The organism is Xanthomonas sp. NCPPB 1826 (genome assembly GCF_056725285.1).
This window is the reverse complement of record NZ_CM161521.1, coordinates 3,497,823-3,519,079: the sequence shown is the minus strand read 5'-3', so window position 1 is coordinate 3,519,079 and position 21,257 is coordinate 3,497,823. Positions and strand designations below refer to the sequence as shown.

Here is a 21,257-nt window from a genome sequence, read left to right as displayed (position 1 = left end):
TCCAAAGGTCAGCGCACAAAACATCAACCCGTACAGATCGATCCACACAGCACATCAAACAATCGACCACACTCTGCACAGGCCAGGCGCAGTCGCACGTGGCAGGCGCTACCCGCCTGCCACGCGCATCTCCCGCTTACGGGCCGAAGTAGGTGGAAATGCTGGAATACACGTCCGAGAAGCGCGAGTAGTAATCCGGATCGGTCTGCGCGGTGCAGAACGAGTAGCCGCCGTACAGGCCGCCGCGCAGCTGGTAGGCGCCACCGCTGGCGACGGTGAACAGGCCCGAGCCGGACGAGCCGCCCTCGGTGACGCCATCGTTCCAGACCACACGGTACAGCGGGCTCTTGCCGTCGATGCTGGTGCTCAGCCCATTGACGGTGCCCAGCGAATACTTCTTGACGTCACCGGACGGGTGGTGGATGCCGACGATCGAGGTGCCGGTCGCACCGATCGCTGCGCTGTTCCATGCCGCATAGAACGCGCCGCTTGGCGGTGCGGTCTTCAGCTCCAGCAATGCGGTGTCGCGCGTGGTATTGGCATGGCGCAGGAATGCACCGCCGGTCAAGGTGGTGGCCTGCGAGCTGGCGGTATTGCCGTTGCAGCTAGCCGCGTCGTAGAACCAGTAGGTCTGCAGTGTGTTGGCGACCGTCTGCGTACTGATGCAATGCGCTGCGGTCCAGAACAGGTTGCGCTTGGGCGAGTTGGTGTTGTTGAGCAGCGTGCCGGTGCACAGGAACGAGCCCTGGCTGGTGGTGAACACCATGCGCGCCACCGCCTTTGCGGCATTGGTGAAGCCGGCGGTGGGATTGGCGCGGCAGACGATATCGTTCTGGCAGGAATCGCTCTCGCCGATGGCAATGGTCATCATGTCGCGCGCGCTGGCGGTGGGGCTGATGTCCAGGTGCGACAGCTGCGGGATGCTCAGGCTGAAGTTCTCCGGATACTGGCCGGCCGGCAGCGACAGTTCCACCAACAGATTCTCGCCGCTGACGGTCGGCGACCAGCCGATGGCGTCGCCGCTGGCGGAGAAGCTGGCACCGGATTGCTCGAATACCCGGCCATCGTCGCCGGCAAAGCGTAGCGTCACCTTGGACGGATCGCCCGGCGTGGCACCGGCACCACGCAGGATCAGCGACGCACGCAGCGAGGCCGCCTGCGCGGAGCCGACCTTCAAGGTCGCCACGCGTGAGCCGTCTTTGGCCATCTGCCAATCGAGCGTGGCAAGATTCACCAAAGGCTTGGCAACCGCGCGCGAAAACCCGATCTGCAAGGGCTGCCCATGTTTGACCTGTGCGATTCGACGCTCACGCACCCGACCGATCTCGGTGCTGGTGGGCGCAGTGAGTTGCACCACACGCGTGGGCAGGATGCCGCCACGCAGACTTGCCGACTGCAACGTCGCTGCGCCGAGCTTGGCCGCCTGCGGCGCGGTACTCACCGGCGCCGCATCCATTTCGGTCGGCGGCGTTGCCAGTGCAGCGCCGGAAACGGCGGAAAACAGCGCCAGGTACAAGGCATTCTTGCGGTTCATGGGTAGTCCTTCTCGTCAGGGAACGACAGGCTGCGGCGGGGGCCACAGCCTGCGGGCGCCATCGTTGGCGCCGAACGAGACTAGCGAATGTTTAAAGCTGAATATGTGCTGAAAATCTCGTTCAGAGATTGGCAGTCGATAAAAAGATCATCGTGTTTTGCACGCAGCAGTCGACGTGTGCACGACTTGCCATTAGCCTTGCGTGTACGAACACGCATATGCACACGCATGGCGCCGCAGCGCCGCAGCCCAGGAATCGTCTGCAACACATAAGCTGCTCTACCTGCGGCAACTGCGATCACGCAGTGCACCGGCAGCGTCGCCTTGATCAAGCTGTCAGGCGATGCAGGTAGATACGCTGCATGTGAGATGGCGAGCGCGCATGACCTTTGCGGGCTTTAACAAGGCGCGCTCTACGCCCCTGCAGGCAGGCACGTCGACGACGCGGGCAGCCAGCAGCAAGGCTGCATATCGGCTCGCGACGGATTACTCCAACGCGTCGCTGGCGCGGAAGTCGGTCGAGCGACCACTGGCTTTGAGAAACCCCAACACTGCGAGCCCGACCACCATCCAGGCCGTGCCGCCGAGTTGCGCATGCCGGTCGGCATTGATCAGCACATAAGCCAGGATCACGATGCCGATCAACGGCGTGGCGACATGCAACAGCACGCTGCGGCCCTGTCCGCGGAAATGCCACAGCACCGCCACGTGCAACAGGATGAAGGCGGTCAGTGCGCCGACATTGCACAACGAGGACAGCAGCGCGATCTGGCCGACGAAGACTTCGCCCAGCACCATGCTCAAGCCCGCCACCAGCAGGATGGCGCGCTGCGGCACGCCGGTGCGTGGATGGATGTAGCGCAGAAAGGCCGGCAGCTGGCGGTCGCGCGCCATGGCGAACAACAGGCGCGAGGTGGCGGCCTGCGCCACCAGCGAATTGGCGATCGCCGCACTGATCGCGACCGTGAGCGCAATGACGATCTGCAACCACGGCCCGGCGATCAGGCGCCCGATCTCGAAGAAGGCATCGTTGGAGGCCTGCGCGCTGGGATAGCGTTGCAGGGTGGGCTGCAGCAGCGCGGCCAGCCAGGTCTGCAGCACGAACAAGCCCGCCACCAGCAACAGCGCCAGCAGGGTCGCGCGCCCGACCACGCGGTTGCCGCCACGGGCTTCTTCGGACAACGTGGAGATCGCATCGAAGCCCAGGAACGACACCACCGCCACCGACAAGGCGCTGAAGATCAGCTGTGGCGAAAAGGCCTGCGGGTTGTAGAACGGACGCAGGTTCCAGTGCGCACCATTGACGCCACGCTGGATCGCCAGGCTGGCCAGCACCACGAACACCGCCAGCACCACCAGCTGCGTGTAGAGGAAGAAGCGATTGGCACGCGCGGTGGTTTCGATGCCGCGCAGGTTGACCAGCGTGTTGAGCACCACGAAGAAGGCGATCCACGCCGGCTGCGGCACCGCCGGCAACACGTTGTGCATGGCGTTGGCGCCGACCACGTAGAGCAGGGTGGGCACCAGCAGATAATCCAGCAGGATCGCCCAGCCGGCCAGAAAGCCCATGCCGCTGCTCAGGCCGCGTCCCACATACGCATACACCGAGCCGGCGACCGGAAACGCCTGCGACATCTGCTGGTAGCTCAACGCGGTGAACAGCATCGCCACGAAGCCGAGCAGGTAGATCAGCGGCACCATCCCGGCGCTGATGTCGAACACGCCGCCGAAAATGGAGAACGGCGCGGTCGGCACCATGAATACCAGCCCGTAGATCAGCAGGTCCTTGAGCGTCAGCTGCCGCTTGAGCTCCTGGGTGTAGCCAAAGCGTTCCAGCGCGGCCGCGTCGTCGCGGCGGGAGGTGTCGGTCATGCAGGTGTCCGCTGAAAGGAATGCCGGGTCGCGACGCAGGCGCCGTGGGAGCGCCTGCAGGTCGATGCTGCAGTGCAGCTATCCGACCGGCATTGTGACGATAATGTGGCCGCCAAGCCCATCCATTGGTAAAAGTGCTAGGTTTTCCCTGCTGGATGTCGTCCAGCGGCACACGTCGACACCGAAGGACCCACCATGTTCGACACTCTGGCCAGCCTGGGCCGCGACCTGCAGGCGCTGCACACGCTCAATGCCTGCCTGGACCGGGTGTTTTCCGACGTCTGCGGGCTGGGCTTCCAGTCCCTGGTCTACGATTACGCGCCGGTCCCGCTGAGCCTGGAAGGGGCATTGATCACCCCGTCGGTGTTCATGCAGCGCAATGCGCCGGGCGACATGCAGCACATCTGGTGCGAGCACGGCTATTACCAGCACGACCCGGTGCAGCAGCGTGCGACGCGCCGCACCACGCCTTTCGTATGGTCTTACCGCAGCGACGGCGAGATGGAGGGCGTGGAATACGTTGGCAGCCAGCATCGGCAGGTCACGCGTTATCTGTGCGATAGCGGTATGGGAACCGGTGTCACCGTGCCCCTGCACCTGCCGGGTGGCGCGTTCGCGACGTTCAGCGCTGCGGTCGATGCGGTCGCGGCCGAGGCGCCACGGCTGGCCGAAGCGCAGCTATCGCCATTCCTGCTGCTGGCGCATACCTTCCAGGCACGCGCACAGGAGCTGCTCGATCCGCAGGAACGCCGCTGCCACCACATCGTGCTGACCCGCCGCGAGCGCGAGTGCCTGCAGTACTCGGCCAAGGGGCTGACAGCCAAGAGCATCGCCGCTGCGCTCAACCGTTCCACCGCCACGGTGAACCTGCATCTGAACTCGGCAGCGCGCAAGCTGGGCGCGCGCAATCGCGTCGAGGCCGTCGTGCGCGGCATGCACTATCGATTGCTGGAGCCGTAAGCGCGGCGTGTTCAGCGCCTGCGACGGTAGGCCGCGATAGGCGATTTCCCTGCGGCGAAAGTTTGCGATCGGCAGTCGCAATCGCTGCACGGGTTGGTGCCCGTCCTGGCGACCGATGATGCGCCCGGCCGCACGCGCAGCCGGCTCCGAGCTTCGAACGCGCCACGAACCTGGGAGTTTTGCCAGTTAACGCGCGGCGGTTGCCTCGCTAGGCTCGGCGCTCATTCTTGCCGTTAGCAGGCGCAGGTCATGCAGTCCACCGAGGGTTACGTCGAATTTCGTGGGTACCGGACCTGGTACCGCATCACCGGCGACCTGCGCAGCGATGCCTGCCCGCTGATCGTGCTGCACGGCGGCCCCGGCTGCACCCACGACTATGTGGACAGCTTCAAGGACCTGGCGGCCAATGGCCGCGCGGTGATCCATTACGACCAGCTCGGCAACGGCAAGTCCACCCATCTTCCCGATGCGGACCCCGGTTTCTGGACGGTGGGGCTGTTTCTGGACGAGTTGCAGGCCCTGATCACGCAGTTGGGGCTGTCGCAATACGCGCTGCTCGGGCAGTCCTGGGGCGGGATGCTGGCGGCCGAGCATGCGGTGCGGCGGCCGGCCGGCCTGCGTGCGCTGGTGATCGCCAACTCCCCGGCATCGATGGGCTTGTGGCGCGCTGCAGCGCTGCGGCTGCGTGCGCGCCTGCCCGAGGACATCCAGGCGGCGCTGGACGCGCACGAGGCGGCCGGCACCCTGGACGACCCGGCCTATCGCGCCGCAAGCCAGGTGTTCTACGCCCAGCACGTCTGCCGCGTGCTGCCCTGGCCTGCGGAAGTGGCGCGCACCTTCGCCGCCATCGATGCCGACCCGACCGTGTATCACGCGATGAATGGCCCGACCGAATTCCATGTGGTCGGCAGCCTGCGTAACTGGAGCATCATCGAGCGCCTGCACCGCATCAACGCGCCCACGCTGGTGCTGTCGGGCAAGTACGACGAGGCCACACCGGAAACGGTGGAGCCGTACGCACGCCTGATCCCGGACGCGCGGTGGCATGTGTTCGCCAATTCCAGCCATATGCCGCATGTGGAAGAACGCCCGGCGTGCATGCGCCTGGTCGGCAACTTCCTCGACGACCAGACGCCGTGGCCCGGCGAGCAGCTGGTGCATGCCTCCCTGCAGGACAGCCGCGCTGTTTGAGCGGATGGGGTGGGGTGTATGTAAGTGCACGTGAAGCTGAGCGTGCCCGGCTGCGGTGCGCAGCTGCGACGCGTCGCGATTGAGCATGCGCTGCCTTGCTTGCGCATCGTAGGCGTCAGTATGAGCAAATGATTGAAGAGTCCTCCTGTCGATACACGCAGCTATGCCTCAACCGCGTGTCGCTGAGCCGACACATCCAATGCGGATTGCCAGGCTACGGTCGAACACCACCTGACGTACCACGTGGTCGGACCGAATCGGCCTGACAATGTCGAAAGAGGCTGGTCGTAGCGCCAGTGCTCGCCCACTGTCGCGATTGATCCAAAGGCGCAATCACGCATCGTCTTCTGCAACGCGGCATCAAATGCCGTGTAAACCACACAAGCCATGCAAACCGCGTGTCTGCGATGACGCTGCTGCTACGCACCAATGACGCTCACAACATACGTTCGTGTGCAGTGACCACTGCGCAGCATTTCGTGTTGCACTTCAATGCTTAAAAAACGCAGCTGCCGCTAGCAACTGCGGTCGAAAGCGCGCGTGAGTAAACCAGCATCGGCCTGCGTTTGCATGCATGAAAAACACATCTGCATAAGCACAAAAACACTGCACACGCCGCAACGGTGTCCTGTCCCGGGTGTCTCTTGCTGTCTCTTTTGCATGTCCTGCACGGAGAACACCGTGGTGCGTCAAAGTTTCAGTGATGGATAATTGTTTTATGTTTTAAATCGCGCGAAGAATGCGGCCCCCACGCACCGCTTTGCTGTTGTCGTCGCTCCGGCGCAGGCAGCACGCATCGCTTTTCCACACTTTGGGAGAGGCTGCATGATCATCAAGACATTCCAGGGCGCAGTTGCGCTTGCACTGTCCGCCTGCGCTGCGGGCGCCATCGCCGGCCCGGTCGGGTACGGTGCCGGCACCACCGGCGGCGGCAACAAGACACCGGTCACCGTGACCACCTTCGAGGCGATGCAGGCTGCGATCGACAGTTATTCCGGCAGCGGCGGGTTGGTGCTCAACTACACCGGCAAGTTCGACTTCAGCAGCATCAAGGACGTCTGCGCGCAGTGGAAGTTGCCGGCCAAGACCGTGCAGATCAAGAACAAGAGCAACATCACCATCAAGGGTGCCAACGGCTCATCGGCCAACTTCGGGCTATGGGTGGTGGGCAACTCCAGCAACGTCATCATCCAGAACATGACCATCGGCCTGCTGCAGGGCGGTGAAGATGCCGACTCGATTTCGCTGGAAGGCAATTCCAGCGGCTCGCCGTCCAAGATCTGGGTCGACCACAACACCGTGTTCGCCTCCTTGACCAAGTGCTCGGGCGCCGGCGATGCATCTTTCGATGGCGGCATCGACATGAAGAAGGGCACCCATCACGTCACCGTGTCCTACAACCACGTCTACAACTACCAGAAGGTCGCGCTCAACGGATACAGCGACAGCGACACCAAGAATTCGGCCGCGCGCACCACCTACCACCACAACCGCTTCGAGAACGTCGAATCGCGCGTGCCGTTGCAACGGCGTGGGCTGAGCCACATCTACAACAACTACTTCAACAACGTCACCACCTCGGGCATCAACGTGCGCATGGGCGGGGTGGCCAAGATCGAGTCCAACTACTTCGAGAACATCAAGAACCCGGTGACCTCGCGCGACAGCAGCGAGATCGGCTACTGGGACCTGATCAACAACTACGTCGGCAGCGGGATCACCTGGGGCACCCCGGATGGCAGCAAGCCGTACGCCAACGCCACCAACTGGATCACCACCAAGGTGTTCCCGGAACCGCTGGGCTACACCTACAGCATCACCCCGGCCGCACAGGTCAAGGCCAAGGTGATCGCCACCGCCGGTGCGGGCACCAACCTGGCCGAGTAAGCGGCAACAGGGTGCGGTCACATGGATCCCCGGCCTGTCCGGGGATTCTTGTCTGTGGGTGCAGCTGGTTCGTGCATCGTCGGTTTGCGGCCAGGCACGGCGGCCACCGCTGGTTGCACGTGGCAGTGAATCCCTGGCGGTGGATGCAGGCAGGCGTCCTCCAGTTTGATCGACCTCGCTCCGGCGCCGGCGTCAAGAGGCGCGGCAGGCGCCGCGACGCGGTATCGTGTCGCGATCCAATCCATGCAAGCCCGTCCATGCCGCTTCCAACCGATCCCGTTGCTGAGCACGCTCCGTCCGCCGCGCCCACCTTGCGCCACGCGCTGAAACCGCGGCAATTGATGATGATGGGCCTGGGCACGGCGATCGGCGCCGGGCTGTTTCTGGGCTCTGGCGTGGGGATCCACGCGGCGGGGCCGGCGGTGCTGGTGTCGTACCTGATCGCCGGAGCGCTGGTGATCATCGTGATGAACGCGCTGGGCGAAATGGCCGCGTCCAAACCGGCCAGCGGTGCGTTTTCGGTGTATGCAGCCGACGCGATGGGCCCGACCGCCGGTGCGACGGTGGGCTGGTTGTGGTGGCTGCAGATCGTGGTGGTGATCGCCGCCGAGGCGGTCGGCGCGGCGGGCCTGCTCGCCTCGGTATGGCCGGCGTTGTCGGTGCCGTTGCTGGCGGTGGTGTTCATGGCCACCTTCACCGCGATCAATCTGCTCGGTGTGCGCAATTTCGGCGAGTTCGAATTCTGGTTCGCCATCCTCAAGGTCGTTGCGATCGTGGTGTTTCTGCTGATCGGCGTGGCCCTGCTGGCCGGCTGGTTGCCCGGCGTGGTGTCGCCGGGGCTGTCCAACTTCACCCAGAACGGCGGATTCGCGCCCAAGGGGCTGGCCGGCATCGGCTCGGCGTTGCTGGTGGTGGTGTTCGCCTTTGGCGGCACCGAAATCGTCGCAGTGGCCGCCGCGGAAACCGCCGACCCGGGCCGCAGCCTGGCACGCACGATTCGCACCGTGGCATGGCGCATCCTGGTGTTCTACATCGGCTCGATCAGCGTGATCGTGGCAGTGGTCCCGTGGAACAGCGCGGCGCTCAGCTCGCCGTTTGCCGCCGTGCTGGAGGTGGCGCGCATTCCCGGCGCGGCCACCGCCATCACCCTGGTCGCCGTGGTGGCCTTGCTGTCGGCGCTCAATGCCAATCTGTACGGCGCCTCGCGGATGATCTTCTCGCTGGCGCAGCGCGGCGAAGCACCGCGGCTGCTTGGCAGGACCAGCGGCGAGCAGGTGCCGCTGGTGGCGGTGATCGCCAGCGTGCTGTTCGGATTTGCCGCAGCCGCGCTGGAACTGCTGTACCCCAACAAGGTGTTGCCGATGCTGCTCAACATCGTCGGCGCCACCTGCCTGCTGGTGTGGACGATCTCGCTGCTGTCGCAGCTGATCCTGCGCGCACGCGCCGACCGCGCCGGCATCGCGCTGCCGTTCCGCATGCGGGGTTATCCGTTTCTGACCCTGCTGGCCCTGGCGATCCTGGCGGTGATCTTCGTGCTGCTGGCGTCCTCGGCGGACACCCGCGCGCAGTTCCTGTCGATGGTCGGTCTGACTGTCTTCATCGCCGTGGTCAGCGAAGTGGCGCGACGCGTGCGTGCAAGCACATGAGCTTATAGGTCTGCGCGGCTGAGGGCGTGATCGTCCAGCGGCGCAACCACGGCGGCAGTGCGCTGTTGCACACCGTCGAAGCGAGAACACGCAAGCAGTCTTGCGGTTTCCTTCCCCATCAGACAGGCGAGTGGCTGGATCTGCCGATCCAGCTCGGCTACTGTCATCGGGCCGATTCTGTGCGTTGCATCGGTTGGCTGGAAAATATCGGCGCGCCAGCGCGCGACGATGAAAATGCATCGCTTCATTCCTTGATTGTTTCAGCAGTCATCGCCGGGGTTCGTGCATGCATGCCGTTTCGTCCGAGAATTCTGCTGCCTTGCCTGCCGCCCGCACACTGGAGGCGGTGCATGCGCTGGCCTATCCGGTCGACACGCATCTGGACTCGCTGTATCTGTCGCGCCTGGGTGGCTTCGACTACTGGAAGGGCGACTGGAAAGCGCATCGGCGCTCGCTGATCCTCTGGCTGATGTCCAAGACCTCGCCAAGAGGTCGCAACCAACCGCTGATGTACCACGTCAGCGGCCCGGACTTTCTGGCCGGCGGCTACGGCGCTGCCTGCTTCAGCGCCCACGCGTTGTGGGAGAACCTCTTCGGCGCGCCGTTTCTCGACCCCTGGAACAACTGGGTGGAGCATCAGCGCTATGTCGAGGAGATGGTGGCCGCGAGCAACGGTCGGATGCGGCTGGCACGCAGCGCCGCCGAGCTGCGCGCGGTTCGGGCCGAGGGTCTTTGCTGCGCCATCCTGTCGCTGGAGGGTGCGCATATGCTCGGCCCACGCGGGGTCCGCAGCCAGGCGCTGCGGCTGGAGCGCCTGGGCCTCGCTGCCAGGGCCGGCGCCGCCTATGTGACGCTCAACCATTTCAGCCATACCGACATCTCCCAGGCCGGCTATGCGCCGCTCAATCCGTGGCGCGGGATCGAGGGCGCGGGGCTCTCTGAATTCGGCCGCAAGGTCGTGGAGCGCTGCATCGATGTCGGACTGTTGGTGGATCTTTCGCATACCTCAAGCCAGGGCGTCCTCGATGCCTGCGCCATCTGCGTCCGTCGCAACGTGCCGGCCTTCGCCTCGCATGCCGCCTCGCGCAGCGTCACCCGTGGCGCCGAGACGCGGCCGTCGCGTCATCTCGACCGCGGGCTCGACGACGCGGCGATCCGCGCCATCGTCCAGACCGGTGGCTGCATCAGCGTCATTCTGGCGCCGTACTTTCTGCAACATGCCTATCTGGCCGACGGCAAGCCGGACATGGATGCCGATCTCGCCTTTGTCGTCGGCTACTACGAAGCCTTTGCCCGACAGATCGCCGCCATGGGGATCGTCGAGGATCCGTGGAAGCACCTGAGTTTCGGTAGCGATTTCGATGGCGGCATTTCCAGCCTGCCGACCGGTATGCGCAGCGGCGCGGATCTGCCCAGGCTCACGCAGGCGATGCTGGATGCCGGCTGGCCCACGCAACGCATCGTCGATGTGTATAGCGGCAATTTCCTGCGGGTCTGGGAGCGGGTGCGGCCGTAGCGTTTTCCGGTGACCTGCGTGCGGATGCGGTGGGGCAGCCCGGTGACCTTCCATCGCGTGCAGGTGTGCACCTGCGAGAGCCGGGTGCATCACGGTGACCGGCCTGTGTGCAACGCGTCTGCGTGCAAGGAATGCGCGCTGCATTGCACCCCGGGTGTAGCATCGCCGAGAGGGCCAACAAAGCTATAACGTCAGGCAGGCGCGGCCGGTGCTACGAATCGGCATGAGCCACGCCTGCGCTGCGGTTCCGGGCGCGCCGTCCGCACCCACCTGACGACCACCCGCTGCGGGTTGTGGGCCGCTGCTGGCTGCACAAGCGCGGCAATTTGCCGCAGATGCGACGCCGTGTCGCATCGGGAACGAGCACGACCGTCCTTATCATGATCCCGTAGCGCACAGGTCGCGATCGACCGGCACTGGTGTTCGGCAATCGACCTGCAGCCTGTGCGCTGATGCTGCCCCATCTTTTTCCTGGAGGATTCTCCATGGATGCCTTGCTGTTATCGCGGATCCAGTTCGGATTCGTCATCGCATTCCACGTGCTGTTTCCCGCATTCACCATCGGGCTGTCCAGCCTGCTGGCATTTCTCGAGTGGCGCTGGCTGCGCACCCGGCTGCCGGTGTGGCGCGAGCTGTATTTCTTCTGGCAGAAGATCTTCGCGGTGTCGTTCGGCATGGGCGTGGTCAGCGGCATCGTGATGGCCTTCCAGTTCGGGGCCAACTGGCCGGAGCTGAGCCGGATCGCCGGCAGCGTGATCGGCCCGTTGCTGAGCTACGAGGTGCTGACCGCGTTCTTCCTCGAAGCCAGTTTCCTGGGCGTGATGATGTTCGGCTGGGGGCGCATTTCCGAGCGCCTGCATTTTTTGGCGACCTGCATGGTGGCGCTGGGCACGCTGTTTTCCACGTTCTGGATCCTGTCGTCCAACAGCTGGCTGCAGACCCCGGCCGGCTATGAGGTGGTGGACGGCATCGTGCATCCGGTGGCGTGGCTGAAGATCATCTTCAACCCCTCGTTCCCGTATCGGCTTGCGCATATGGCGCTGGGCTCGTTCATCACCACCTGCTTCGTGGTCGGTGCGGTGGGGGCGTGGTATCTGCATCGCGGCGTGCATCGCGAGGCCGGGCTGCGCATGCTCAAGCTGGCGGTGGCCTTCGCGGCGATCACCGTGCCGCTGCAGATCTTCGTCGGCGACATGCATGGCTTGAACACGCTCAAGCACCAGCCGATGAAGATCGCGGCGATGGAAGCGCACTGGCATGACGAAGGCCAGGGCAAGGGGTTTCCGCTGGTGCTGTTCGCGCTGCCCAATGCGCAGGCCGAGCGCAACGATTACGAGGTGGCGATCCCGCGCCTGGGCAGCCTGATCCTGACCCACAGTGCGGAAGGCAGCATTGCGCCGCTGACCTCGGTGCCGGCGGCCGATCGCCCGCCGGTGATGCCGGTGTTCTTCGCATTCCGCGTCATGGTCGGGCTGGGCTCGTTGATGCTGCTGGTGGCCTGGGTTTCGGCGTTCGCCTGGTGGCGCGGCAAGTTGCTGCAGTGGCGCTGGCTGCTGGCGACTTGGCGCTGGATGTTGCCGAGCGGCTTCATCGCGCTGGTGTCGGGCTGGTTCGTGACCGAGATGGGGCGGCAGCCGTACGTGGTCTATGGCCTGTTGCGTACTGCCGATGCCGTGGGACCGCAATCGACGCTGATGACCGCAATCTCGCTGGCGGTGTACGTGGCCGGCTATGCGTTCGTGTTCGGCTGGGGCATCTGGTACCTGGTCAAGATCGGCAAGATCGGCCCGACCCCGCATGACGCGCCGCAGCTGGACCACGGCGAACACACCCCGGCACGGCCGCTGTCGGCGGCCGACGAACCGATCGACGGAGCCGCATGATGGACATGAGCAGCGTATTGCCGGTGGCGTGGTTCGCGGTGATCGGCTTCGGGGTGCTGATGTACGTGGTGTTGGACGGCTTCGTGCTCGGCATCGGCATCCTGGCGCCGTTCCGCAAGGACGAAGCGCAGCTGGATCTGATGATGAATACCGCCGCGCCGATCTGGGACGGCAACGAGACCTGGCTGGTGCTGGGCGGGGCAGGGCTGCTGGCGGCGTTTCCCAAGGCGTATGCGGTGATCCTGTCGGCGCTGTATCTGCCGGTGTTGTTGATGGTGATGGCGCTGGTGTTCCGCGGGGTGGCGTTCGAGTTCCGCTTCAAGGCGCACCGCTCGCGGCGGCTATGGAGCAATGCCTTCGCTGCCGGCTCGATCCTGGCCACGTTTGCGCAGGGCGTGATCCTGGGTGCGCTGGTGCAGGGCCTGCCGATCGAAAACGACCGCTATGTCGGCGGCATCTGGGGCTGGTTCAGTCCGTTCGCGATGCTGACCGGCGCGGCGCTGGTGTTCGGCTACGCGCTGCTCGGCAGCACCTGGCTGATCCTCAAGACCGAAGGCCATGTGCAGCAGCTCGCGCGGCAGTTGAGCCGGCCGCTGACCATCAGCGTGCTGATCTTCATCGGCCTGGTCAGCGCGTGGCTGCCGTCGCTGCAATCGCATGTGATGGACCGCTGGTTCAGCGGCGCGCATTACCTGTGGCTGATGCCGGTGCCGGTGCTGGTCGCCATCGTCGGGTTCGCGCTCTGGCGTTGCACCGAAGCGGGGCGGCCGGATACGCCGCCGTTCCTGCTGGCGATGGGCCTGTTCGTGCTCGGCTTCCTCGGCCTGGTGCTGGGCATGTGGCCGTATCTGGTGCCGCCGGTCTACACGATCTGGCAGGCCGCCGCGCCGCCGTCGTCGCAGCTGTTCGCACTGATTGGCCTGGTGGTGCTGCTGCCGCTGATCCTGGGCTATACGGTGTGGTCGTACCGCGTGTTCCGCGGCAAGATCACCGCCGATACCGGCTATCACCACTGAGCGGGCGCAGACCGCATCGGCGCGATGCGCCGCCCGCTCAGCGCAGGCGTTGCTTGAACATCCACTCCCACATCGCCGGGTCTGCGTAGGTCGCATCCCAGGCATTGTGGTTGCCGTCCGGATATTCGCTGTAGCGCACGTTGGCGCCGATGCCCTTGGCGGCGCGGTACAGCGCACGGTCGTCATGCGGTGGCACCGAGTCGTCCTTGGCGCCATGGAACATCCAGATCGGCACGTGCCTGAGCTGGGTGACCGCAGCGGTATACGGGTCGGCTTCCTTGGCCACCAGGCTGACGTAGAGCGTGCGACGCTCATCGCGTGGCGCCTTGAGCGCACCGCAGATCGGCACGATCGCGGCAAAGCGCTGCGGCTGCATCAGGCCGATTTCCCAGGCGCCATAGCCGCCCATCGAGATGCCGGTGAGATAGGTGCGCTGCGGGTCGGCACCGAATTCGGCGCTGGCCGCATCCAGCGCGGCGATCGCCATGCGTGCATTGATGCCCAGCCACTCCTCGTCGTCGGGCACCTGCGGCAGCACCACCAGCGCCGGGAACTCGGCAGTGTGTTCGCTCAGGTAGGGGCCGACGCCGACTTCGGCCTGATCGCGCCCGTTGTCGCCGCGTTCGCCCGAGCCATGCAGGAACAGCACGATGGGGCGCGGTTGCGGCGCCTTGGAGGTCGGCACGAACACCTGATAGCGGTAGAGCCGTCCTTCCAGCTGCAGCGTGCGGGTGACGAAATGGCCGCGGCGACCGTCGTGGTGGCGCTCAGCCATGCTGGAACAGCCGGCCAGCAGCAGCGCAAGAATCGCAATAACAAGACAACGACGGATCACGCACACCCCCTGACCGATGACATACCCGCAGTATCGCCGCATGCAGCTGTGCTGGCATGTCGCATTGCGGCGATTTCTGTCGAATATTCATCTGATTGTCGCCGCGGTGTGCTCGGCGCAACGTTGATCGCCATGGCCCGACACGGCGACTACGGCAGCAGGATCAGCGTCGCCAGGCCGAGGAAGCTCAGGAACCCCATCACGTCGGTCAGCGTGGTCAGGATCACGCCACCGGCCAATGCCGGATCGAAGCCCAGCCGTTTCAGCGTCACCGGGACCAGCACCCCGCCGAATGCGGCGGTGAGCATGTTCAAGGTCAGCGCGGTGCCTATCACCAGCGACAGCATCGGCTGCTGGAACCAGGCCAGCACGATCAGGCCCAGGCCCACGCCCAGCACCAGGCCGTTGATCAGCGCGACGGTGAGCTCCTTCTTGAGCAGGGTCATCACGTTGGAAGAGCCGATCTGGCCCAGCGCCAGACCGCGCACCATCAGGGCCAGCACCTGGGTGCCGGCGTTGCCGCCCATGCCGGCGACGATCGGCATCAACGCCGCCAGCGCCACCAGCTTCTCGATCGTGCCTTCGAAGCGGCTGACCACGCTGGACGCAAGGAAGGCGGTGCACAGGTTGATGCCCAACCAGATCAGGCGGCGGCGGAAGGCGCGCCGCGCCGGGCTGAACATGTCCTCGTCCTCGTCCAGACCGGCCGCGCTCATGGCCTGGTGTTCGGCCTGTTCGCGGATGATGTCGACCACGTCGTCGATGGTGATGCGGCCGAGCAGGATGTTGTTGTCGTCAACCACCGGCGCGGAGATCCAGTCGTGGTCCGAGAAGCGCCGTGCCACCTCGTCGGAGCCATCGCCGACATCGATCGCCGGTTGTTCGTCGTCGATCAGGCGATTGACCGGCGTGCTGTCCTCGTGGGTGACCAGCGCGGCCAGCGACACCCGGCCCAGGTACTGGTGGCGCCGGCTCACCACATACAGGTGATCGGTGTGGTCTGGTAGCTCGCCGCGCAGGCGCAGATAGCGCAGTACCACATCGACATTGACGTCGGCGCGCACCGTCACCACGTCCGGATTCATCAGGCGGCCGGCAGTGTCCTCCGGGTACGACAGCACCTGCTCGAGCCGCTCGCGGTTCTCGCGGTCCATCGACTTGAGCACTTCGTCGATGACGGTGTCGGGCAGGTCTTCGACCAGATTGGCCAGATCGTCGATGTCGAGGTCTTCGACCGCGGCGACGATCTCGTCGGTGTCCATGTCGGCCAGCAGGCTTTCGCGTACTTCATCGCCGACATGCAGCAGCACTTCGCCGTCGTCTTCCGGGTCGACCAGCCCCCACACCACTTCGCGCTTGCCGGGCGGCAGCGACTCCAGCAGGTTGCCGATCTCCGCCGGCGCGAGCGTATTGACCAGCCGGCGTACCGGGCCCAGGCGTCCGCTATCGAGCGCATCGGACAGCAGTCGCAGCTGGCGCGCGGTCTTGTCGTGGCGGACGGCTTCGGCCATGCGCGGCTCCCTGGAAGAGTGGACACGTCCCGATGGAAGACGCGCTGCTGAGTCAGCACGGCATTATCGCTTGCGCACGGTGACGAAACATACAGTGCCGCTCGCAACGCGTTAGAACATCGCCTGCGCGATGACGCGATCGCTCAGCGCGCCAGGCCCTGCGCGACGGTAGCCAGCCACTTCTCGATGCCCTTGCGGTCGCGCGCGCGCAGCAGCTTGTCGCCCTGCACGCGCAACTCGCCCAGGTGGATGTCGCGCACCGCACGGCGCACTTCCAGCAGCGTGGCCGGATGCAGGCTGAATTCGGTGAGTCCCAGCGCCAGCAACATCGGCACGAAGCGTGGGTCGCCCGCGATCTCGCCGCACACCGCCACCGGCTTGGCGTACGCGCGCCCGGTGGCGATCACCTGCGCGATCAGGCGCAGCACCGCCGGATGCAACGGCGAATACAGCTCGCCCAATGCCTCGTTGTTGCGATCCACCGCGAGCAGGTACTGCACCAGATCGTTGGTACCGATCGACAGGAAATCGATGTCGTCGATAAAGCAGTCCAGCGCCAGGGCCGCAGCCGGCACCTCGATCATCGCGCCCAGCGGAATGTGCTCGGCGATCTCGTGGCCTTGTTCGCGCAATTGCGCGGCCAGCTTCTTGATCTGCCGGCGCAGCAGCTGGACCTCCTCGCGGCCGCTGACCATCGGCACCAGGATGCGCACCGGCCCGTAGCCGGAGGCGCGCAGGATCGCGCGCAACTGCGCCTGCGCCACCGCAGGGCGGGCCAGCGACAACCGCACCCCGCGCAAGCCCAGCGCCGGGTTGTCCTCATCGCTCAAGGTCAGGCCGGTGCGGTCGGCCTTGTCGGCGCCCAGATCCAGGGTGCGGATGGTGACCGGTCGCCCGCTCATGCCCAGCACGGTGTCGCGATAGGTGTGGAACTGTTCTTCTTCGTCCGGCAACTCGCTGCGCTGCAGGAACAGGAATTCGGTGCGATACAGGCCAAGGCCGCTGGCGCCGAGTGCGTGCGCCCTGGCCACGTCCTCCAGCGATTCGGCATTGGCCAGCAGCGTGATATCGACGTTGTCGCGTGTGCGCGTGGGTTTGGAGCGCAACCGTCCGAGTTCGCGCTGTTCCTTGGCCAGCGCGCGCAGGCGCTCGCGGTAATCGCGCAGATGCTCAGGCTTGGGGTCGACGATGACCTGGCCGGAGCCGGCATCGACGATCAACACGTCGCCGTCGTCGATCCGCTGGACCGCATCGCTTACCCCCACCACCAGCGGCAGGTGCAGGCTGCGCGCCAGGATCGCGCTGTGCGACAGCGCGCTGCCGGCGGTGGTGACGATGCCGACCACCCCTTGCGCCTGCAGCTGCGCCAGCTCCGACGGCGCCACGTTGTCGCAGACCAGGATCTCGCCGGCCACGCCCTTGAGGTCGGGCGCGCGCTTGTGCAAGAACGCATGGATGCGGCCGATGACGTGATCCAGGTCGTCCATGCGGCTCTTCAGGTAGGCGTCCTCCATGCCGTCGAACACCGCCGCCAGCCGGTCACGCTGCACGCGCAAGGCGTAGTCGGCGCTGTAGCGGTGGGTGCGGATCAACTCGTCCAGGCCTTGCAGCAGCTCCGGGTCGTCGAGCAGCAGCGCATGCAGTTCGAGGAACTCGCCGACCTCCCGCGCAAGCGCGCCATGCAGGCGGTCGCGCAGCTGCTGCATCTCGGTGCGTGCCGCCTCGATCGCCAGGTGCAGACGCTGCAGCTGGGTTTCCACCTGGCTGGCGGGCACGCGTTGTTCGGCCACTTCCAGCGTGTGGCTCTGGCGCACGCGCGCGCGTCCGAGTGCGTTACCGCGCGAGGCGGCGTGTCCACGCAAACGCAGGCTCATATGCGGCCCTGGCGCGGACGCGCCCTGTCGGTCAGCCCCGCACCGACGCGGCGCATGCTCAGCTGTCCTCGTCGAAACGACGCTCGAACAGGTCCACCAGCGCCTGCAGGGCTTGCGCCTCGTCTTCGCCATCCAGCCGCACCACCACGCTGGTGCCCTGGCCGGCGGCCAGCAGCATCACGCCCATGATGCTCTTGGCATTCACCTCGCGGCCCTTGGCCGCCAGGGTGGCGTTGCTGCGATAGGACGACAGCGTCTGCACCAGCTTGGCGGTTGCCCGCGCATGCAGTCCGAGTCGGTTGGAAACTATGAGTTCGCGTTCAAGCATCGTCGATGATCGCTCCGTTGCGGGTGCCTGCCGCCGCGGTGGCGGGCAGCTCCTGCAATCCTTGTTCGGGGTAGTTCATCACCCGCAGCAGCATCGGCAGGCTGAGCGCGGACACCCGGCGAACCGGCGTGCCGAGCTTTGCCAACCGGCTGGCGAGATTGCTGGGGCTGGCGCCGTACAGGTCGGTCATGACCAGCACGCCGTCGCCGCTGTCGACCCGTCGCATCGCCGACGAGGCCTGGGGCAGCAAGGCGTCCAGGTCTGCATCGAGCGGCACATCGAACGCTTCGGTCTTCAGCGGCAACTGCCGCAACAGCCCCGTCGCCACGTTCAACAACGCCGCGCCGATGCCGGGATGAGTAATGAGGAGAATGCCACAGGCCATGCCGAAACGTTAACAGGTCGGCATGACCGCGCGATAGCGTCTGCCGGCACCGATGTGTTGCGAAATGAATAGCCGTTTAGGACCGCTGCAGCGTGTCGCGTGCAGCGCATGCAGCAAGCGCGCCGCTGCCCGCATGGCGATGATCGCGACGTCCGCAGTCTGCCGATGCGAACCGCATCACAAGCGAACGCTGCAGTGCGCACATGGCAGGCAGTCCCTGATCAGAACGCGCAGACGAATGCACCGATCGAAAGTTTTTTCCCGCAGACCCAAAGCCTGCATCAGGCCGAACAATGCGACCCGCAGCAAAACAGAGAAGCAGCAATGCCAAAAAAGACGAGCTGCAGCTCCCGATCAGCCATCAAGACTAAACATCCATAGCAAGCGCGGGGCAGGGGCCCGATGCAGAAGCCAACTCGCAAGGCCAAGCTTCAAAGCACAGATGTCACCGACCGTACGCACATTCCAAGCCGCATGACACCGCTTTGACGATTCCCGATTCCCCAATCCCGATTCCCCAATCCCAGCCCTTCAGTCCTGCTCACGATGAAACGTCGCCACCTCCGGCCAGCCCTGCTCGCGCGCATGCCGCGCCATGCGTTCGGCCAGATACACCGAGCGGTGCTTGCCGCCGGTGCAGCCGAAGGCGATGGTCACGTAGCTGCGGGTGTCGTTGCGCAGCCGCGGCAGCCAGGTGTCGAGCAGGTCCACGATCTGCGCGCTGTAGCGCACCACGTCCGGTTCCTTGTCCAGATACTCGCGCACGCCGGCATCGCGGCCGGTCAGCGGGCGCAGTTCCGGGTCCCAATGCGGATTGGGCAGGACGCGCGCATCGAACACGAAGTCGGCCTCGGCCGGCACGCCGCGTTTGTAGGCGAACGATTCGAACAGCAGTGACAGCCGGTCGCTGCTGCCGAGCGCGAACTCGGTGACCACGCGGCGACGCAGCTGGTGCACGTTGAGCGCGCTGGTGTCGATGATGGCGTCGGCCTGCGTGCGCAGCGGTTCGGTCAACTGCCGCTCGCGGGTGATCGCTTCCGGCAAGGCCAGGCCCAGATGGCTGAGCGGGTGGCGGCGGCGGGTATCGGCGTAGCGCTTGATCAGCGCCTCGTCGCCGGCCTCGAAAAACAGCAGCCGCGCCTCGATGCCGTACTCCTGCGCAGCCTGGCGCCATTGCGCCAGCTGGGTCAGATCGCTGCGGCTGCGTACATCGATGCCCACCGCCAGGCGCTGGTCGCCGAGCGGATTGCCGCGCAGGCGGCTGCGCACGAAATCCGGCAGCAGTTCCACCGGCAGGTTGTCCGAACAGTAGTAGTCCAGATCCTCGAAGGTCTTCAACGCAACCGATTTGCCCGAGCCGGACAGCCCGCTCACGATCATCAACGTGGAGGGCGCAATACTCATGGCGTGCGTCGCTCCAGCAGGTTGCTGTGGCGGGCGATGAACATCGCCGCCGGGTCGATGCCCTTGGTGCGCAGGATATGCAGACGCGTGGCGGCTTCGGTCAGCACCGCCAGGTTGCGGCCGGGCATCACCGGCAGGGTGATCAGCGGCACGTCCAGATCCAGCACGTGCCGGCTGCCGGAATCGCCGGTCAGGCGTTCATAGCCGGACGGGGTGGGCTCGGTCATCGGGCGGGTCAGGTGCACGATCAGGCGCAGGTACTTGTTCTTCTTCACCGCGGTGTCGCCGAACATGTCGCGCACGTTCAACACGCCCAGGCCGCGCACTTCCAACAGGTCCTGCAGCAGTTCCGGGCAGGTGCCGTCGAGCACGTCGGGGGCGATCTGGGTGAACTCGGGCGCGTCGTCGGCCACCAGCCGGTGACCGCGGCTGAGCAGCTCCAGCGCCAGCTCGCTCTTGCCCGAGCCGGCCTCGCCGGTGATCAGCACGCCGATCGAATAGATCTCCATGAACACGCCATGCAGCGTCACCCGCGGCGCCAGCGTGCGCGCCAGGTGGTAGGAGAGGTGATTGAGCAACTCGTGGCCGCGCTTGGGCGAGATCCACAGCGGCGTGTTGGATTCGTCGGCGGCCGCGCGCAGGTCTTCCGGGCAGGACTGGTTCTTGCTGATCGCCAGCGCCAGCGGCTGCACCTGGATGATCTTCTCGATGGTTTCCCAGCGTTGCCGCGCATCCAGCGAATCCAGCCAGGCCAGCTCTTCGGTGCCCAGAATCTGCACCTTATTGGGATAGATCACATTGAGATAGCCGGCCAGCGACGGGCGGCGTGCGTTGTTGCTGCCGGCCTCGATCTCGCGGTGCTCGCCTTTCTGGCCCGCCACCCAGCGCAGTGCCAGCTTGTCGCGTTGCTGGTCGAACAGTTCGCGTGCGGTGATGCTGGTATTCATGCGGCGCTGGCCTGTGCTGGCGGTGCGTCGGTGAGCAGCGCCATCAAGGCGTCGGCATTGGGGGCGGCGCGCAACTGCTGACGGAAGTCCGCGTCGGAAAACCGCTCGGCCAGTTCCGACAGCAGCATCAGATGCTGGTGGGTGTAGTGCGCAGGCACCGCCATCGCAAAGATCAGGTCCACCGGCTCGTCGCCACCGAAGGCCACCGGGGTGTCCAAGCGCAGCAATGCGCCACGCGGTTCGGTGAGATTAGGGCAGCGCCCGTGCGGGATGGCGATGCCGTGGCCGATGGCGGTACTGCCCAGGGCCTCGCGTTCGCACAGGTTGGCGTAGAGCTCGTCGGCACCGGCCTGGCGGCAGGACAGCAGGTCGGCGGCGGCATGCAGGACGGTGTCGCGATCGGCGGCCGGCGACACCACGGTGCGCACGGCCGCCATCAGATCGGTTAAAGGCATGAGGGCATCAAGC

The 21,257-nt window shown here is 65.5% G+C and carries 18 protein-coding genes, 1 other RNA gene and 1 pseudogene; 9 read left to right on the top strand and 11 right to left on the bottom strand.

Annotation, left to right across the window (positions count from 1 at the left end; all coding sequences use genetic code 11):
* Window positions 1–136: 136 nt before the first annotated feature.
* Together AC1PLA_RS14955 and AC1PLA_RS14950 are read right to left on the bottom strand one after the other, a co-directional pair.
* On the bottom strand, window positions 137–1,534 hold the full coding sequence (locus AC1PLA_RS14955; protein ID WP_054591467.1) for a trypsin-like serine peptidase: 1,398 nt from the start codon (window positions 1,532–1,534) through the stop codon (window positions 137–139).
* Between the two features lie 486 nt (window positions 1,535–2,020).
* Window positions 2,021–3,406, bottom strand: a complete 1,386-nt coding sequence (locus AC1PLA_RS14950) for an APC family permease (protein WP_349779841.1) — start codon at window positions 3,404–3,406, stop codon at window positions 2,021–2,023.
* A gap of 195 nt (window positions 3,407–3,601) precedes the next feature.
* On the opposite strand from AC1PLA_RS14950, the gene AC1PLA_RS14945 reads away from it, so the two are divergent.
* The 4 genes from AC1PLA_RS14945 (at window position 3,602) to AC1PLA_RS14930 (ending at window position 9,090) form a co-directional block, all read left to right on the top strand.
* On the top strand, window positions 3,602–4,366 hold the full coding sequence (locus tag AC1PLA_RS14945) for a LuxR family transcriptional regulator (RefSeq protein ID WP_039515206.1): 765 nt from the start codon (window positions 3,602–3,604) through the stop codon (window positions 4,364–4,366).
* A gap of 249 nt (window positions 4,367–4,615) precedes the next feature.
* The gene (locus AC1PLA_RS14940) at window positions 4,616–5,557 is read left to right on the top strand and encodes a proline iminopeptidase-family hydrolase (protein WP_349779840.1); all 942 of its coding nucleotides are present in this window, start codon (window positions 4,616–4,618) and stop codon (window positions 5,555–5,557) included.
* Window positions 5,558–6,382: 825 nt separating this feature from the next.
* A complete protein-coding gene (locus AC1PLA_RS14935; RefSeq protein WP_039526156.1) occupies window positions 6,383–7,444 on the top strand; it encodes a pectate lyase family protein in 1,062 nt (353 codons plus the stop codon).
* A 257-nt stretch (window positions 7,445–7,701) separates the two neighbouring features.
* Window positions 7,702–9,090 carry an amino acid permease gene (locus AC1PLA_RS14930; RefSeq protein ID WP_481104842.1) on the top strand — a complete coding sequence of 463 codons (1,389 nt, stop codon included), beginning with the start codon at window positions 7,702–7,704 and terminating at the stop codon, window positions 9,088–9,090.
* Between the two features lie 2 nt (window positions 9,091–9,092).
* Here the strand turns inward: AC1PLA_RS14930 and AC1PLA_RS14925 are convergent, their stop codons facing one another.
* Window positions 9,093–9,338 (bottom strand): hypothetical protein, encoded by a 246-nt coding sequence (locus tag AC1PLA_RS14925; RefSeq protein WP_481104841.1) that lies wholly within the window; start codon window positions 9,336–9,338, stop codon window positions 9,093–9,095.
* A gap of 38 nt (window positions 9,339–9,376) precedes the next feature.
* Between AC1PLA_RS14925 and AC1PLA_RS14920 the strand changes: the two genes are divergently transcribed.
* From AC1PLA_RS14920 to cydB, 4 genes are all read left to right on the top strand, one after another.
* On the top strand, window positions 9,377–10,606 hold the full coding sequence (locus AC1PLA_RS14920) for a membrane dipeptidase (RefSeq protein ID WP_481104840.1): 1,230 nt from the start codon (window positions 9,377–9,379) through the stop codon (window positions 10,604–10,606).
* 223 nt (window positions 10,607–10,829) lie between these two features.
* A non-coding RNA gene (locus AC1PLA_RS14915) (sX9 sRNA) lies at window positions 10,830–10,906 on the top strand.
* 185 nt (window positions 10,907–11,091) lie between these two features.
* The gene (locus AC1PLA_RS14910) at window positions 11,092–12,489 is read left to right on the top strand and encodes a cytochrome ubiquinol oxidase subunit I (protein WP_104569710.1); all 1,398 of its coding nucleotides are present in this window, start codon (window positions 11,092–11,094) and stop codon (window positions 12,487–12,489) included.
* Window positions 12,489–13,505: a cytochrome d ubiquinol oxidase subunit II gene (cydB, locus tag AC1PLA_RS14905; protein WP_039515200.1), complete on the top strand. Its 1,017-nt coding sequence runs from the start codon at window positions 12,489–12,491 to the stop codon at window positions 13,503–13,505. The genes AC1PLA_RS14910 and cydB overlap by 1 nt, the downstream gene beginning before the upstream one ends.
* Before the next feature lie 37 nt (window positions 13,506–13,542).
* On the opposite strand, the gene AC1PLA_RS14900 is transcribed toward cydB, so the two are convergent.
* From AC1PLA_RS14900 to AC1PLA_RS14880, 5 genes are all read right to left on the bottom strand, one after another.
* Window positions 13,543–14,382, bottom strand: a complete 840-nt coding sequence (locus AC1PLA_RS14900; RefSeq protein ID WP_481104839.1) for a carboxylesterase family protein — start codon at window positions 14,380–14,382, stop codon at window positions 13,543–13,545.
* A gap of 107 nt (window positions 14,383–14,489) precedes the next feature.
* The gene (mgtE, locus tag AC1PLA_RS14895) at window positions 14,490–15,851 is read right to left on the bottom strand and encodes a magnesium transporter (RefSeq protein WP_016904202.1); all 1,362 of its coding nucleotides are present in this window, start codon (window positions 15,849–15,851) and stop codon (window positions 14,490–14,492) included.
* A 143-nt stretch (window positions 15,852–15,994) separates the two neighbouring features.
* Entirely contained in the window at window positions 15,995–17,725 is a 1,731-nt protein-coding gene (gene ptsP / locus AC1PLA_RS14890) for a phosphoenolpyruvate--protein phosphotransferase (RefSeq protein ID WP_039813360.1), read from the bottom strand.
* A 58-nt stretch (window positions 17,726–17,783) separates the two neighbouring features.
* Window positions 17,784–18,053, bottom strand: coding sequence for an HPr family phosphocarrier protein (locus AC1PLA_RS14885; protein WP_016904613.1), 270 nt, complete (start codon window positions 18,051–18,053; stop codon window positions 17,784–17,786).
* Window positions 18,046–18,369, bottom strand: a complete 324-nt coding sequence (locus AC1PLA_RS14880; protein WP_369920304.1) for a PTS sugar transporter subunit IIA — start codon at window positions 18,367–18,369, stop codon at window positions 18,046–18,048. Before AC1PLA_RS14880 ends, AC1PLA_RS14885 begins: the two co-directional genes overlap by 8 nt.
* Here AC1PLA_RS14880 and AC1PLA_RS14875 point away from each other — a divergent pair.
* A pseudogene (locus AC1PLA_RS14875) lies at window positions 18,259–18,510 on the top strand (GNAT family N-acetyltransferase); the annotation flags it as partial. The gene AC1PLA_RS14880 and the pseudogene AC1PLA_RS14875 overlap by 111 nt on opposite strands.
* A gap of 459 nt (window positions 18,511–18,969) precedes the next feature.
* Here the strand turns inward: AC1PLA_RS14875 and rapZ are convergent.
* From rapZ to AC1PLA_RS14860, 3 genes are read right to left on the bottom strand one after another with little or no spacing between them, the layout of a single operon-like run.
* Window positions 18,970–19,842 (bottom strand): RNase adapter RapZ, encoded by an 873-nt coding sequence (gene rapZ, locus AC1PLA_RS14870; RefSeq protein ID WP_166767267.1) that lies wholly within the window; start codon window positions 19,840–19,842, stop codon window positions 18,970–18,972.
* Complete coding sequence (gene hprK, locus AC1PLA_RS14865; protein ID WP_016904610.1) at window positions 19,839–20,789, bottom strand: HPr(Ser) kinase/phosphatase; 951 nt, start codon at window positions 20,787–20,789, stop codon at window positions 19,839–19,841. The genes rapZ and hprK overlap by 4 nt, the downstream gene beginning before the upstream one ends.
* Window positions 20,786–21,244 (bottom strand): PTS sugar transporter subunit IIA, encoded by a 459-nt coding sequence (locus tag AC1PLA_RS14860; protein ID WP_026064839.1) that lies wholly within the window; start codon window positions 21,242–21,244, stop codon window positions 20,786–20,788. Before AC1PLA_RS14860 ends, hprK begins: the two co-directional genes overlap by 4 nt.
* Between the last annotated feature and the right edge of the window lie 13 nt (window positions 21,245–21,257).

What these genes read in the sequence shown, in the direction of transcription:
- AC1PLA_RS14920 (WP_481104840.1), top strand. Translation starts at nt 9,377, where the DNA reads ATGCATGCCGTTTCGTCCGAGAATTCTGCTGCCTTGCCTGCCGCCCGC.
- AC1PLA_RS14910 (WP_104569710.1), top strand. Translation starts at nt 11,092, where the DNA reads ATGGATGCCTTGCTGTTATCGCGGATCCAGTTCGGATTCGTCATCGCA.
- ptsP (WP_039813360.1), bottom strand. Translation starts at nt 17,725, where the DNA reads ATGAGCCTGCGTTTGCGTGGACACGCCGCCTCGCGCGGTAACGCACTC.
- AC1PLA_RS14945 (WP_039515206.1), top strand. Translation starts at nt 3,602, where the DNA reads ATGTTCGACACTCTGGCCAGCCTGGGCCGCGACCTGCAGGCGCTGCAC.
- cydB (WP_039515200.1), top strand. Translation starts at nt 12,489, where the DNA reads ATGGACATGAGCAGCGTATTGCCGGTGGCGTGGTTCGCGGTGATCGGC.
- hprK (WP_016904610.1), bottom strand. Translation starts at nt 20,789, where the DNA reads ATGAATACCAGCATCACCGCACGCGAACTGTTCGACCAGCAACGCGAC.
- AC1PLA_RS14885 (WP_016904613.1), bottom strand. Translation starts at nt 18,053, where the DNA reads ATGCTTGAACGCGAACTCATAGTTTCCAACCGACTCGGACTGCATGCG.
- mgtE (WP_016904202.1), bottom strand. Translation starts at nt 15,851, where the DNA reads ATGGCCGAAGCCGTCCGCCACGACAAGACCGCGCGCCAGCTGCGACTG.
- AC1PLA_RS14900 (WP_481104839.1), bottom strand. Translation starts at nt 14,382, where the DNA reads ATGCGGCGATACTGCGGGTATGTCATCGGTCAGGGGGTGTGCGTGATC.
- AC1PLA_RS14935 (WP_039526156.1), top strand. Translation starts at nt 6,383, where the DNA reads ATGATCATCAAGACATTCCAGGGCGCAGTTGCGCTTGCACTGTCCGCC.
- rapZ (WP_166767267.1), bottom strand. Translation starts at nt 19,842, where the DNA reads ATGAGTATTGCGCCCTCCACGTTGATGATCGTGAGCGGGCTGTCCGGC.
- AC1PLA_RS14930 (WP_481104842.1), top strand. Translation starts at nt 7,702, where the DNA reads ATGCCGCTTCCAACCGATCCCGTTGCTGAGCACGCTCCGTCCGCCGCG.
- AC1PLA_RS14950 (WP_349779841.1), bottom strand. Translation starts at nt 3,406, where the DNA reads ATGACCGACACCTCCCGCCGCGACGACGCGGCCGCGCTGGAACGCTTT.
- AC1PLA_RS14860 (WP_026064839.1), bottom strand. Translation starts at nt 21,244, where the DNA reads ATGCCTTTAACCGATCTGATGGCGGCCGTGCGCACCGTGGTGTCGCCG.
- AC1PLA_RS14955 (WP_054591467.1), bottom strand. Translation starts at nt 1,534, where the DNA reads ATGAACCGCAAGAATGCCTTGTACCTGGCGCTGTTTTCCGCCGTTTCC.
- AC1PLA_RS14925 (WP_481104841.1), bottom strand. Translation starts at nt 9,338, where the DNA reads ATGAAGCGATGCATTTTCATCGTCGCGCGCTGGCGCGCCGATATTTTC.
- AC1PLA_RS14940 (WP_349779840.1), top strand. Translation starts at nt 4,616, where the DNA reads ATGCAGTCCACCGAGGGTTACGTCGAATTTCGTGGGTACCGGACCTGG.